Origin of the sequence: Anoxybacillus sp. EFIL, assembly GCF_013096955.1 — a bacterium.
Classification (GTDB): Bacteria; Bacillota; Bacilli; order Bacillales; family Anoxybacillaceae; genus Anoxybacillus; species Anoxybacillus ayderensis.
Map to the genome: position 1 here is coordinate 1 of NZ_SDLH01000017.1, position 13,630 is coordinate 13,630.

General features: G+C 40.4%; 14 protein-coding genes, 1 tRNA gene, 3 rRNA genes, 1 other RNA gene and 1 other annotated feature. Of the genes, 3 read left to right on the top strand and 16 right to left on the bottom strand.

The features are described from left to right. From ES017_RS14910 to tadA, 8 genes are all read right to left on the bottom strand, one after another. Nucleotides 1-110 (bottom strand): 16S ribosomal RNA (locus ES017_RS14910); the annotation flags it as partial. 181 nt (nt 111-291) lie between these two features. Next, nucleotides 292-558, bottom strand: a complete 267-nt coding sequence (locus tag ES017_RS14915) for a pro-sigmaK processing inhibitor BofA family protein (RefSeq protein ID WP_021095868.1) — start codon at nt 556-558, stop codon at nt 292-294. 86 nt (nt 559-644) lie between these two features. Next, a complete protein-coding gene (locus tag ES017_RS14920; protein WP_021095867.1) occupies nt 645-866 on the bottom strand; it encodes a YaaL family protein in 222 nt (73 codons plus the stop codon). Further along, complete coding sequence (recR, locus tag ES017_RS14925) at nt 866-1,462, bottom strand: recombination mediator RecR (RefSeq protein WP_004888493.1); 597 nt, start codon at nt 1,460-1,462, stop codon at nt 866-868. Before recR ends, ES017_RS14920 begins: the two co-directional genes overlap by 1 nt. A 9-nt stretch (nt 1,463-1,471) precedes the next feature. Continuing rightward, nucleotides 1,472-1,795: a YbaB/EbfC family nucleoid-associated protein gene (locus ES017_RS14930; RefSeq protein WP_021095866.1), complete on the bottom strand. Its 324-nt coding sequence runs from the start codon at nt 1,793-1,795 to the stop codon at nt 1,472-1,474. Nucleotides 1,796-1,811: 16 nt separating this feature from the next. Then, nucleotides 1,812-3,491, bottom strand: coding sequence for a DNA polymerase III subunit gamma/tau (gene dnaX, locus ES017_RS14935; protein WP_171335249.1), 1,680 nt, complete (start codon nt 3,489-3,491; stop codon nt 1,812-1,814). A gap of 108 nt (nt 3,492-3,599) precedes the next feature. Then, an RNA gene (gene ffs, locus ES017_RS14940) (signal recognition particle sRNA large type) lies at nt 3,600-3,864 on the bottom strand. 73 nt (nt 3,865-3,937) lie between these two features. Further along, nucleotides 3,938-4,426, bottom strand: coding sequence for a tRNA adenosine(34) deaminase TadA (tadA, locus tag ES017_RS14945; protein ID WP_021095864.1), 489 nt, complete (start codon nt 4,424-4,426; stop codon nt 3,938-3,940). Nucleotides 4,427-4,564: 138 nt separating this feature from the next. Between tadA and ES017_RS14950 the strand changes: the two genes are divergently transcribed. Together ES017_RS14950 and ES017_RS14955 are read left to right on the top strand one after the other, a co-directional pair. Continuing rightward, complete coding sequence (locus tag ES017_RS14950; protein WP_021095863.1) at nt 4,565-5,203, top strand: deoxynucleoside kinase; 639 nt, start codon at nt 4,565-4,567, stop codon at nt 5,201-5,203. Beyond that, nucleotides 5,200-5,868: a deoxynucleoside kinase gene (locus ES017_RS14955; RefSeq protein WP_009360707.1), complete on the top strand. Its 669-nt coding sequence runs from the start codon at nt 5,200-5,202 to the stop codon at nt 5,866-5,868. The genes ES017_RS14950 and ES017_RS14955 overlap by 4 nt, the downstream gene beginning before the upstream one ends. A gap of 130 nt (nt 5,869-5,998) precedes the next feature. Here ES017_RS14955 and ES017_RS14960 read toward each other — a convergent pair. The 6 genes from ES017_RS14960 to guaB all read right to left on the bottom strand — a co-directional run bounded on the left by ES017_RS14960 (nt 5,999) and on the right by guaB (nt 12,345). Beyond that, a tRNA-Ser gene (locus tag ES017_RS14960) sits at nt 5,999-6,091 on the bottom strand. 79 nt (nt 6,092-6,170) lie between these two features. Next, on the bottom strand, nt 6,171-7,445 hold the full coding sequence (serS, locus tag ES017_RS14965; RefSeq protein WP_021095862.1) for a serine--tRNA ligase: 1,275 nt from the start codon (nt 7,443-7,445) through the stop codon (nt 6,171-6,173). Between the two features lie 49 nt (nt 7,446-7,494). Beyond that, nucleotides 7,495-7,710, bottom strand: a binding site (T-box leader). Nucleotides 7,711-7,766: 56 nt separating this feature from the next. After that, nucleotides 7,767-8,345: a pyridoxal 5'-phosphate synthase glutaminase subunit PdxT gene (gene pdxT / locus ES017_RS14970; protein WP_021095861.1), complete on the bottom strand. Its 579-nt coding sequence runs from the start codon at nt 8,343-8,345 to the stop codon at nt 7,767-7,769. Nucleotides 8,346-8,363: 18 nt separating this feature from the next. Beyond that, nucleotides 8,364-9,248, bottom strand: coding sequence for a pyridoxal 5'-phosphate synthase lyase subunit PdxS (pdxS, locus tag ES017_RS14975; RefSeq protein ID WP_021095860.1), 885 nt, complete (start codon nt 9,246-9,248; stop codon nt 8,364-8,366). A 212-nt stretch (nt 9,249-9,460) separates the two neighbouring features. Then, entirely contained in the window at nt 9,461-10,738 is a 1,278-nt protein-coding gene (locus ES017_RS14980; protein ID WP_253263412.1) for a D-alanyl-D-alanine carboxypeptidase family protein, read from the bottom strand. 140 nt (nt 10,739-10,878) lie between these two features. Beyond that, nucleotides 10,879-12,345 carry an IMP dehydrogenase gene (gene guaB / locus ES017_RS14985; RefSeq protein WP_019417544.1) on the bottom strand — a complete coding sequence of 489 codons (1,467 nt, stop codon included), beginning with the start codon at nt 12,343-12,345 and terminating at the stop codon, nt 10,879-10,881. 116 nt (nt 12,346-12,461) lie between these two features. Here guaB and ES017_RS14990 point away from each other — a divergent pair, with 116 nt between their 5' ends. Beyond that, nucleotides 12,462-13,163 (top strand): YaaC family protein, encoded by a 702-nt coding sequence (locus ES017_RS14990; protein ID WP_085789554.1) that lies wholly within the window; start codon nt 12,462-12,464, stop codon nt 13,161-13,163. Nucleotides 13,164-13,182: 19 nt separating this feature from the next. Here ES017_RS14990 and rrf read toward each other — a convergent pair. Then, nucleotides 13,183-13,299 (bottom strand): 5S ribosomal RNA (rrf, locus tag ES017_RS14995). 208 nt (nt 13,300-13,507) lie between these two features. Continuing rightward, nucleotides 13,508-13,630 (bottom strand): 23S ribosomal RNA (locus ES017_RS15000); the annotation flags it as partial.

A 13,630-nucleotide genomic window follows, 5' to 3' on the forward strand; every position in this document is an offset into this window, starting at 1 on the left:
CCGTCCGCCGCTAACGATTCAAAAGCAAGCTTTTGAATCGTCCGCTCGACTTGCATGTATTAGGCACGCCGCCAGCGTTCGTCCTGAGCCAGGATCAAACTCTCCATAGAAAAGTTATCCTTAGCTTTTACGCTGCTGTTTTGTTCAGTTTTCAAGGAACAACAAAGACATTTTCTATAATACTAAATCAACAATCCCTTGTCAACATGTTTTTTCATTTCGACAACGACGTATATCAATATATCATGGATATCTCTATTCGTCAATAAAAAAATAAACGGATATGTCCGTTTATGAAATGACATATTGTTGAATAAAAATGAGTGCTACAACACCAGGAATACCTAAAAAACCTGTAACGGTTACTGTAAATAAATTAATAGGCAAATGGATACCTGATACATCTCCAACAACATTAATTAAAAAAATAAATAAAGCTCCGATAACAAGACGAGCAACTCCTTCACCAATTAGCCGTGTCAAACGTACCGGGATGCCAATAAGCAAAAGAATGACAATAAGACTGACGATCGACACAATAACAACCGTTTCATTCATATTTTTCTCTCCTTCAACTTTTTTATTTTTAAATATATGTTCACCTCTTTTCTGTATGACAAGCCTATACAAAAAGGGAAGGGGTATCATCCCTTCCCAATCGATGCTTTTCGTTTTTTTGCTTCTCGAAGGAGAAATAAATATTTCGCTTCAGCAATTTTTAAATCAAATATGACCTTTTCAGACGGCTCAACACTTTTTTCTATTAATTGCTTCTTATCCATCCACTCATCCCGGTAATGTTGCAATCGTTCAATGAGCTGGTCGTTAAATTGTTTGCGCAGCCACCCTTTTCGTTTCCAAAACACTATAGTTCCCTTCTTCCTTCCAGAGCTTTAGATAAAGTCACCTCATCGGCGTATTCTAGATCGCCACCAACAGGCAATCCGTGGGCAATGCGCGTAATTTTAACACCTGTTGGCTTTAGTAGCCGGGAGATATACATAGCCGTTGCTTCCCCTTCAATATTCGGATTCGTCGCTAAAATCACTTCTTGGACCGTTTCATCTTGAAGACGTCTAAGCAATTCAGCTATTTTAATATCTTCCGGACCAATTCCTTCCATAGGTGAAATAGCTCCATGTAACACATGATACAATCCGTTGTATTCTTTCATTTTTTCCATAGCAATCACATCTTTCGGGTCTTGCACAACACAAATAATCGAACGATCTCGCTTATCGTCTTCACAAATATAACAAGGATCCTTATCTGTAATATGACCACACGATGAACAATACGTTAAATTTCTTTTCGCATTTACAAGTGCTTTTGCAAAATCTAATACGACATCTTCTTTCATATTTAACACAAAAAACGCCAGACGGACGGCCGTTTTCGGCCCGATGCCTGGCAATTTCATAAAGCTGTCGATCAATTTCGATATCGGCTCTGGGTAGTACATAATAGCCTCCTAGAATAATCCCGGTATATTCAATCCTTTTGTAAACTGCCCCATCGTTTCTGCGGTTAACTCATCTACTTTTTTTAACGCATCATTCGTCGCAGCAAGCACTAAATCTTGCAACATGTCGATATCTTCCGGATCAACGACCTCCTCTTTAATTTTCACTTCTAAAATTTGTTTATGACCATTTGCAATAACGGTAACCATTCCACCGCCTGCCGTTCCTTCAACTGTTTTTTCTGCTAATTCTGCTTGTGCTTTCTCCATATCTTTTTGCATCTTTTGCATTTGCTTCATCATCTTTTGCATATTTCCCATTCCACGCATCATTTTCATCATTCCTCCATTATTCTTTAATTTCAATTAAGTTTTCACCAAACCATTTTTTCGCTTCCGAAATGAATGGATCTTCTTGTTCATGTTGTTCATTTCCACTTGTTTGTTGACGAATGAACTGCTCTCGAATTTGAAGCCATTCACTTTCAGGAACAGGAATCGTATCGAGTTTTTTCCCTGTTAATTCAAATAATACTTGTTCTAAATTGTCTTTGACATAGTTACTATTATCAGCAACCATTTTACAATGAATTTCATATTTAAATTTTAACACAAAAGCTGTGCCACTTGCTGCTACAGGTTCACTCTCTTGCAATAATGCCGCATGTGACACTTTATTTTGCTTTTTTAACGTCTCAAGCACATGTGGCCAATTTCCTTTAATAAGAGATAAATGCTGATGTGTTGCTTGGCGAAGCACTTCATGAATGCGTCCTATCGGTATTTTATAATCTGTCCGAATACTTTTTCCTGTTTTTTTCACCGGCTCGCTCGTTTCTGCAGGGGAGAGCTTCACACCGGTTTCTTTCAGTTTCGCTAATTGCTCTTCAAGCTGTCTCACTTTCTCCTCCAACGCTGGAGAAATCGGAGTTTTGATTACTCGTTCCTCTTCATAACAAAGCTTCACAATCGCAACTTCCATATGCACGCGCGGATGGTTCGTTAGGCGCATATCTTGTTGACTTTTACTCAACAAATCGATCGCTTCATATATAAGCGATGTTGGAATCACGTCAGAAAGCTCTCGAAATCGTTCATCAACGAGCACACGATGGGTCACATCTTCTAGCTGAGGTGCCGCTTTATATAAAAGCATATCTCGATAATAGTAAATTAAATCTTCGACAAGGCGATTCGGATCTTTCCCTTGTTCCATTAAATGTTGAAAAAGACGCAACGCCTCAACAGTCTTTTTTTCATATATCGCATAAATTAAATCTGCGATTTTTCTTTGTGAAACTGCACCTGTAACCGCTAACACATCCTCAAGCAACACGCGATCTTCACTAAAAGAAATAGCTTGATCGAGCAAACTTAACGCATCACGCATTCCACCATCAGCAGCACGCGCAATCGCAAATAGTGCCTCTTCCTCTACATCTATACCTTCTTCCGCAACAACTGTTTTTAAACGCGACACAATCGACCTCAACTCAATGCGCCGAAAATCAAATCGTTGACATCGAGAAACGATCGTTAAAGGAATTTTATGTGGTTCCGTTGTCGCTAAAATGAAAATCACATGTTTCGGAGGCTCTTCCAACGTTTTTAATAACGCATTAAACGCCCCGATGGACAACATATGCACTTCGTCAATAATATACACTTTATACGGCGCTGACGTTGGGGCAAATTTCACCTTCTCACGAATGTCGCGAATTTCATCCACTCCGTTATTTGATGCTGCGTCAATCTCTAATACATCAGAAATCGAACCGTTCGTAATGCCTAAACAAGTCGGACATTCGTTGCATGGCTCTGCTGTTGGACGATGCTCGCAGTTTACCGCTTTAGCAAAAATTTTAGCTATACTCGTTTTTCCTGTCCCACGTGGACCTGAAAATAAATATGCATGTGAAATCTTTTGTTGAAGCAGGGCATTTTGCAACGTTTTTGTCACGTGTTCTTGACCAACAACATCCTTAAAACTTTGCGGTCGAAAAACACGATATAAAGCTTTATAACTCACGAAACTGCCCTCCTCTTTGCTCATATCTCATTTATTATATCATTAAAAAACGCATGAAAAAAGCACCTGCCTTTTAAGCAAGTGCTTTGATTCAATCTATGTAAATTGCCGTGCACCTTCTGTCGACTAGCTGCCATAGACGTTACTAGAGTAGTTAGCTCAGTTCAGGCACCCCTGCGGCACATGGGAGCGTCCGCTTACTGCTGCTTCCTTCCGGACCTGACAGGGTTCACGGATTCCCATTGCGCAGGACCCAAACGTCAACACCACTTATTCTAGGCAGGCTCTACAGCAAACTAACCTAAAGAAGGAATTCAGCCTCGCTAGAGCGGATTGCGAGTACAGGGCACCGCTACCTCCCCGCTTAGCACGGCAATGCGTTATCACTAACGCAAGTATAAGTATATCTCTTTTTCATACAAATTGCAATGACTACACAATGGAATTTAATTGGAATTTAAACTATTTTTTTCTGCCTTCTTTTGTTGACGTAAACGTCGGAAAAATTCACTTAGCATTTCTCCGCATTGCTCAGCTAATACCCCACTAACGACTTCCACTTGGTGATTAAACCGTGGCTCTTGTAATAAATTCATTAATGTTCCGGCACATCCCCCTTTTGGATCGCTCGCCCCAAACACAACCCGCTTTATGCGGGAAAGAACAATCGCTCCAGCACACATCGCACAAGGTTCTAACGTCACATACAACGTCGCCTCTTCTAGTCGCCACGTACCTAGTTTTCGACACGCTTCATCGATAGCTAAAAGCTCCGCATGCGCAATCGATCGTTGATCTCGTTCACGCAAATTGTGAGCTCGTGCAATCACTTCGTCATTGTATACAACAACAGCACCAATAGGCACTTCTCCGATGTTCTCCGCCTTTTTTGCTTCTTCAATAGCTAGACGCATGTAATACTCATCATTTCTCATTTTTGAAACTCCCGTACTTTTTATCATCTATTCTATAGAGTATATCAAAATAAAAAAGCAACATACAGAGTAATCATTTTATGTTAAAATAAATTTTGTCTGTCTACACAGACGGTTTCACCTAAAGGAGGTTACACAATGTCCCGCGTGCCCTTTATTACTGTTGAAGGTCCAATTGGTGTTGGAAAAACATCATTAGCAAAGGTCGTTTCAGACTATTTTCAATATGAATTGTTAAAAGAAATTGTTGATGAAAATCCCTTTTTGGGTAAATTTTACGAAAACATTGAAGAGTGGAGCTTCCAAACGGAGATGTTTTTTCTATGCAACCGTTACAAACAACTAGAAGATGTCGAAAAAAAGTTTTTAAGCAATGGGAAACCGGTTGTAGCTGACTATCATATTTTCAAAAACTTAATCTTTGCTAGACAGACTTTAAAGGGAAAGCAGTACGAAAAGTATGTGCAAATTTATGACATTTTAACAAACGACATGCCAAAACCGAATGTCGTCATTTATTTGCATGCTTCATTGCACACGTTGCTCAAACGTATCGCGATGCGAGGTCGCGAATTTGAAAAAAACATTGATCCGAACTATTTGCAACAATTATCACATGCTTACGAACAAGCAATGGAGCAATTTGAACAAGCTCACCCTCACATTCCTGTATTACGGTTTAACGGAGATGAGCTCGATTTCGTTCATCGTGACCAAGACCGATTTTTCATTTTAAACGAACTGCAATCTGTTCTTAAAAGGAGCTTAGAACAATGAATTTACGAGAAAAATATCATATTCCAAGCGATGCTGTTATTACCATTGCCGGAACGGTTGGTGTAGGAAAATCAACGATGACAAAAGCGTTAGCTGATGCACTTCAATTCCGCACCTCTTTTGAAAAGGTAGACACAAACCCTTATTTAGATAAATTTTATGCCGATTTTAAACGTTGGAGTTTCCATCTTCAAATTTATTTTCTTGCCGAACGATTTAAAGAACAAAAACGCATTTTTGAATATGGTGGAGGATTTGTTCAAGACCGATCCATTTACGAGGATACTGGCATTTTTGCAAAAATGCATTTTGAAAAAGGGACGATGTCAAAAGTCGACTATGAAACCTATACAAGTTTATTTGAAGCGATGGTCATGACACCGTATTTCCCACACCCTGATTTACTTATTTACTTAGAAGGAAGTTTTGAGGAAATCATTAAACGCATCCGTGAACGCGGTCGCCCAATGGAACAACAAACACCAATTGAATATTGGAAAGAAATGTATGAAAGATATGAGAGATGGATCAACAGTTTTAATGCTTGTCCTGTTTTGCGCATTAACATTAATGAATACGATATTATTCGCGATGCCCAATCGATCGAGCCGATCGTCGCAAAAATTGGTTACATGATTGAACAATATCGCAAATTAAAAAAATAAGGATGCCCTCGCTTCATTTCGGGCATCCTTTGTTTTGCTTATATAAAACAAAAATTCGTTACGATATGTAACGAATTATTCGATAAACAATCTCCATTTTATGCGCTGTGGACTGTAAACATTCGAATGATGGCGGAGGAGGAGGGATTCGAACCCCCGCGCGCCTTTCGACGCCTCTCGGTTTTCAAGACCGACCCCTTCAGCCAGACTTGGGTACTCCTCCGTATCGACATGTATTAAGTTATCATAATCATTACCCCATGTCAACACTTTTTATTAAAAAAGGGGAGCAAATTCTCCCCTTATGAAATCACTTCTTTTCCTCCCATGTATGGGCGAAGCACTTCTGGGATCACGACTGTTCCATCTTCTTGTTGATAATTTTCCAAAATCGCTGCAACTGTTCGTCCAATGGCTAAACCGGATCCATTTAACGTATGCACATGTTCTGGCTTTGCTTTCGGGTCTCGGCGGAAACGAATGTTTGCACGGCGAGCTTGAAACGCTTCAAAATTGCTGCAGGAAGAAATTTCTCGATACGTACCATAGCTTGGTAACCATACTTCAATGTCATATTTTTTGGCTGCAGTAAAGCCTAAATCAGCTGTACACATGCTCATGACACGATACGGTAGACCTAATAATTGCAAAATGCGCTCTGCATCATTTGTTAACTTTTCGAGTTGTTCATAGGAATCTTCTGGTTTTACAAATTTGACAAGCTCCACCTTATTAAACTGATGCTGACGAATTAATCCGCGCGTATCTCTTCCTGCTGATCCCGCTTCTGAGCGGAAACATGCGCTATAAGCAGCATATTTAATCGGCAAATCGTCCGCTGATAAAATTTCATCACGATGTAAGTTAGTCACAGGAACTTCTGCTGTCGGAATTAAAAAGTAATCTTCACTCTCGATACGGAACGCATCTTCCTCAAACTTCGGAAGCTGTCCTGTTCCTGTCATGCTTGCTCGATTCACAATGTACGGTGGTAAAACTTCTTCATATCCGTGTTGTTCCACATGTACGTCTAACATAAAGTTAATTAACGCACGTTCCAATCGTGCTCCGAGGCCTTTATAAAACACAAATCGACTTCCTGTTACCTTCGCTGCCCGTTCAAAATCTAAAATTCCAAGCCGATCCGCAATTTCCCAATGCGGTTTCGGTTCAAAAGAAAATGAACGTGGCTCTCCCCATTTACGAATTTCTACATTGTCATCTTCTGATTCACCAATCGGCACAGAGTCATGCGGAACGTTTGGAATGGATAAAAGCAACGTCTCAAGCTGTTGTTCCACTTCACGCAATTCATCATCAAGCACTTTAATGCGATCGCCAACTTCACGCATTTCAGCAATGAGATGGTCTGCGTCTTTTTTCTCTCGCTTTAAGATGGCAATTTGTTGTGACACATCGTTGCGCTTATTTTTTAGTTCCTCCGCTTGTGCAATTAATTCGCGGCGACGACGATCGAGCTGCTCGAATTGTTCAAAATCCGTTAAGTCCTCACCACGATGCTGAAGCTTTTGTTTTACCTCCTCAAAATTGGCACGTAAAAATTTTAAGTCTAACATCATCATTCCTCCTTTTTGATTTATGAAATAAAAAACTCCCGTCCCAAAAGAAAGGGACGAGAGTATTCCCGCGTTGCCACCCTAGTTGAAGACATGCGTCTTCCACTCGAGAAATGTAACGGTTCTCACCGGAAATGCCTACTAACTTCACGCGTTCAGCATTTCGCTCCAGGATGGATTCACAAGTCATTCCTGCCGATTCACACCAACCATCGGCTCTCTGAAAGGAAGAGGGCTTGTTACTAGTTCCTGTCATCGCTTTTTCTTTATATCATTTTCTTGGAAATAATGTACTATAAGTTTAAACAAAATGCAACCTGTTTATTCTTTCGCTTCTTTAACCATGTTTATAAAATATTGTGTCATGCGATGATCATCCGTTAATTCGGGGTGAAACGAACATCCTAAAAATTGTCCTTGCCTTGCCGCGACAATACGGTCCTCATATGTCGCAAGCACATCAACGTCGTCCCCTACGGAAACAATGTGCGGAGCTCGAATAAATACACCAATAAAATCGTCCGCAACACCTTTAATCGTTAACGATGCTTCAAAACTTTCGCGTTGACGTCCAAATGAGTTGCGTTCGACTGTAATATCCATTAAACCAAGGTGTGGTTCATCGTAACCAACAATTTTTTTGGCTAAAATAATCAAGCCTGCGCACGTTCCAAACATCGGCTTTCCTTCACGAGCGAATTGCTTCAGCGGTTCAATAAACCCGTATTTGTCCATTAAACGACGCATCGTCGTACTTTCTCCGCCTGGAATAATAAGACCATCAATATGTGCCAGTTGCTCCACCTTTTTAATAACTACCGCTTCAGCACCACACGCTTCAATTGAACGTACGTGTTCACGTACGGCTCCTTGCAATCCGAGTACCCCTATTTTCGTCATGTTCATTGCTCCTTTACATTACCATCCGCGTTCTTGCATCCGTTGTTCAGGAAGCAACGAAGAAATATCAATCCCTTTCATCGCTCCACCTAATCCCTTTGATAAATGAGCAATTAATTCATAATCTTCGAAATGAGTTGTCGCTTCAACGATGGCACGCGCATATTTTTCAGGGTTTTCTGATTTAAAAATACCTGAACCGACAAATACACCGTCAGCACCTAAATGCATCATTAACGCCGCATCTGCTGGTGTTGCGACACCACCTGCTGCAAAGTTAACGACAGGAAGACGGCCAAGACGTTTAATTTGTAACAATACTTCAAACGGTGCCCCTAAATTTTTCGCTTCTGTCATTAATTCATCTTCGCTCATGCTAACAACTTTGCGCACTTGAGCGTTCACTTTACGCATATGGCGAACAGCTTCAACAATATTTCCTGTTCCCGGTTCGCCTTTTGTACGAAGCATAGATGCCCCTTCAGCAATACGACGAGCCGCTTCACCTAAATCACGGCAGCCGCATACGAAAGGTACAGTAAATTGACGTTTATCAATATGAAATTCTTCATCTGCCGGGGTCAACACTTCACTCTCGTCGATGTAATCTACACCAAGCGCCTCTAATACACGCGCTTCAACATAATGACCGATGCGCGCCTTCGCCATGACTGGAATCGATACTGCTTTCATCACTTCTTCAATCACAGTCGGATCAGCCATGCGTGCAACGCCACCTGCTGCACGAATATCAGCTGGAACACGCTCAAGAGCCATAACAGCTACTGCACCTGCTGCTTCAGCAATTTTCGCTTGTTCTGCGTTCACGACGTCCATAATGACGCCACCTTTTTGCATTTCCGCCATTCCGCGTTTTACACGTTCTGTACCTGTAACCGCCACCGTTCATTCCTCCCATTATGTATATCGTTATTGTGATATTGTACTGAAAAATCAGTCCAGCGACAACTATTCATCACTGCAGTACACTATCCATATTCTAGCATACGTTTTTACTACGTAAAAGTATAGAAACACTAACTACATTTCTTTATTTTAACTCAATTTTTTTAAAAATCACAATAAAAATTTTAAAGCCCTCTAAAAAGAGAGCTTTAAAATAATCCTTTCATCGCATTTGAAGCACCATTCCAAATATCACTGAACAATTCGCCAATCGCTCGCATCGCCAAAACGAAACCATTCGCTTTTTCTACAGCCCGCTTTGTTACGATCTCTACCTTTTCTCCTTCTTTTGTTAAGTAACCATAGTCTGTTCCTTCATATTTCACGTACATATACCCTACTTTTTGTCCTTTTTTCACAGGAGCTGTTAACGTTTCTTTTTCAATGACGACAACAGGCTTATATTTTTTTTCTTCCCCTCGCTTAATGACAAGCGACAACGGTTGTTTTGTTGCAATCGCAACTTCTTTTTCTTTCCCTTTCTTTACTGCTACCGTTTCATGTTTTTTTGTAATATAACCTTTTGGATACAATTGTTGCACAGTATAGTTGCTAAACGCGTAGTCCAACATTTTTCTCGTCTGTTCAAAACGCGACAAATGCGTACCTTTTCCGTTCGTTTTCGCATTCATCACAACGGTAATAAAGCGCATGCCATTTCGCTCTGCCGTACCTGTAAAGCAATATCCTGCAAATTCTGTATATCCTGTTTTAATCCCATCGACACCTTCGTATGCTGCAACAAGTCCCGAAAGCATCCAGTTCCAGTTATCCATTTTAATTTGATCATCTGTTCCTTCTCGGAAGTATTTACGAGGAATACTTGCGGTTTCTAAAATTTCTGGGAACTCGTGATATAAATGATACGCTAATGTCGCTACAGCACGAGCAGACATCACATTTTCTTCGTTATCTCCGCTACCTGCTGGGTGCAATCCTCCTAAATCTTTGTTATTTAATCCTGTTGCATTGACAAATTTGTAATCTTTTAATCCTAACTCTTTCGCTTTTTCATTCATCATTTTAACGAAATTTGTTTCCGAACCACCAACAATTTCTGCAATGGCAACTGTCGCCCCGTTTGCTGAGTAAATCGCCATCGCTTCATATAGTTCACGCACTGTATATTTCCCGTCTTTTCTCAACGGAACGTTCGATAAATCGCGCTTTTGGGAAATTTGATATACATACTCACTTACTGCATATTCTTGATCCCATTTTACGCGCCCTTCATGAATAGCCTCTAGCAACAAGTATTCCGTCATCATTTTTGTCATACTAGCAATTCCTAAAACCGCATCAATGTTTTTTTGGTATAAAATCTTTCCCGTCTCCGCTTCAACAAGAATAGCGGCATCTGCTTCAATATTTAGTACGTCTTCTTCCGCTTTTATATTTTGCGGTAACGTCACCATAAATAAGAACATTGCTGCAATGGAAATGATGAAGCTCTTGTACCATGTTTTCACGCTCAAACCCTCCAACTCTGTTTTACATAACCGTTATTTTAACATACTCTTGTAAAAAAAAATAGACAGAGGAATCTTCCACCTCTGTCTATTTGTTATTACATGAATGAGTAGTTTGGAGCTTCTTTCGTAATTTGAACATCGTGAGGGTGACTTTCTCTTAATCCTGCTCCAGTCATACGCACAAATTGCGTTTTTTCTCGCAATTCTTCTAAGTTTTTCGTGCCACAGTAACCCATTCCTGCACGCAATCCCCCAACAAGTTGATAAATCGTATCAGCAAGCGGTCCTTTATAAGGCACTCGTCCTTCAATACCTTCTGGAACAAATTTTTTATTATCTTCTTGGAAGTAACGATCTTTACTTCCTCTCTCCATCGCTCCAACTGAGCCCATCCCACGATATACTTTAAATCGTCTACCTTGGTAAATTTCTGTTTCTCCAGGGCTTTCAGACACGCCTGCAAGCAAGCTACCAAGCATAACAGCATGTCCACCAGCCGCTAAAGCTTTTACGATATCACCAGAATATTTAATTCCTCCATCAGCAATAATGGCGACACCGTATTTTCGTGCTTCTGTTGCACAGTCGTAAATCGCTGTAATTTGTGGCACGCCGACACCTGCGACAACCCGTGTCGTACAGATGGATCCCGGACCAATACCTACTTTAATAATGTTCGCCCCTGCTTCAATTAAATCGCGCGTCGCCTCTGCTGTCGCGACATTTCCTGCAATAATATTTAATGTCGGATATGTGTCGCGAATTTTCCGTACCGTCTCAAGCACCCCTTTAGAATGGCCATGAGCTGTATCAACTACAATGACATCAACATTTGCTTCTACAAGCTTTTTCACGCGCAACATCGTATCGGCAGTAACCCCGACAGCCGCTCCAACAAGAAGACGTCCTTTTGCATCTTTGGCTGCGTTTGGAAATTCGATCACTTTTTCGATATCTTTAATCGTAATCAGTCCCTTTAACACACCTTGATCATCAACGAGAGGGAGTTTTTCAATTTTGTACTTTTGCAAAATTTTTTCCGCTTCTTCTAATGTTGTTCCAACAGGGGCCGTAATTAAGTTTTCTTTTGTCATCACATCAGAAATTTTCATTGAGTAATCTTGAATGAAGCGTAAATCGCGATTCGTAATAATTCCAACAAGCTTTTGTTCTTCAGCATTGTTCACGATTGGAACACCTGAAATACGATATTTACTCATTAAATGTTCTGCATCATATACTTGATGTTCAGGAGTTAAAAAGAACGGATCCGTAATGACGCCACTTTCAGAACGTTTTACTTTATCGACTTGTTCCGCCTGTTGTTCAATTGACATGTTTTTATGAATAATTCCTAATCCTCCTTGGCGTGCCATCGCAATCGCCATTTCCGCCTCGGTTACCGTATCCATTCCTGCGCTAATGATCGGGATATTCAATTTTAACGTTTTACTTAGCTCAACAGTTAAATCGACATCACGTGGCAACACTTCTGACTTAGCTGGGATTAAAAGGACGTCATCAAATGTCAATCCTTCTTTCGCAAATTTTGTTTCCCACATTGTTTTTCCCCCTCACTTTGGAAATATTAATTAGTAGAGTATCAACTTCGCTTTTTTCTGTCAAGAAAACACGAAAATGTTAGATAATTCGATCAATTGAACAAGGAGAATATACGATGTGGGAAGTATTTTACTCATCAAATTTTGTACACGAATTTTTACTTGAACGCTACAAACAAGAAGGACGGGAAGACGCTGAAAAGAAAAGTTACAACAATTGTTATCCATTTATGTACTACTTACAACATGGAAAAAAGTTTTATGATACCGCTCATGAAGCGCCTTTGGCCATCAAACCTGTTTTATTATTTTATGGGAATGTACAGCTTCTTAAAGCGTGTTTATTAACAATCCACCCTGATTATCCAGAATCATCATCAGTTTTAGCACATGGAGTATCAACGAGAAAAAGAAAAAAACAAAACTACGATTTTTTTAAAGACGAAGTAAAAATTCAAAAACACGGGTTATTTACTTATTTTTCTGAAAAAATGTTTCATGTGAAACACGTATACGGAGAAAAGTTTTCTATGGGGCAATTGCTGCGACAAATTGAAGAGCTTAGTCCTTTATTTGATCTATATTTTAAACAACGAAATGAACAAAACAAACACATTCACGAAATCGTTGCTCACTATTTACTACTTTATAATTTAAGTATGATTTGCCGCTATGAAACAGAATGGTGGTACGATCTCCTCCATAGTTATTCAAATGATGCATACCCTTTTATTGTACAGTTTTTAGACGTAACGGAACGAAAAGTACCGAGATATTTATATCATTATTTACTACATAGCAAAAAAGACCAAGACTAAATGTCTTGGTCTTTTCTTTGCCCGGCAACGTCCTACTCTCGCAGGCGGTGTCCCGCCAACTACCATCGGCGCTGGAGAGCTTAACTTCCGTGTTCGGGATGGGAACGGGTGTGACCTCTCCGCCATCGTCACCGAGCAATATGATGAAGGATTATTCCTTCAAAACTAGATAACAGGGTTTGCGCAGTCGCCTACGCTTTTCTTGTGTCTAGCTTCGAACTAACATCCTCCTACGCCTTCGCTTTTTCCGTTCGACGTGCACGCACGTCTTCGTCAAAAGCTTTTGGCTCCGTCGGATGTTTTCTTGACTACGTCAAGAACCGTTCTCCGCTTTTCTCGCGTGCTTAGTTAAGTCCTCGATCGATTAGTATCCGTCAGCTGCACGTGTCGCCACGCTTCCACCTCGGACCTATCTACCTTGTCATCTTCAAGGGATCTTACTCGCTTGACACGATGGGAAATCTCAT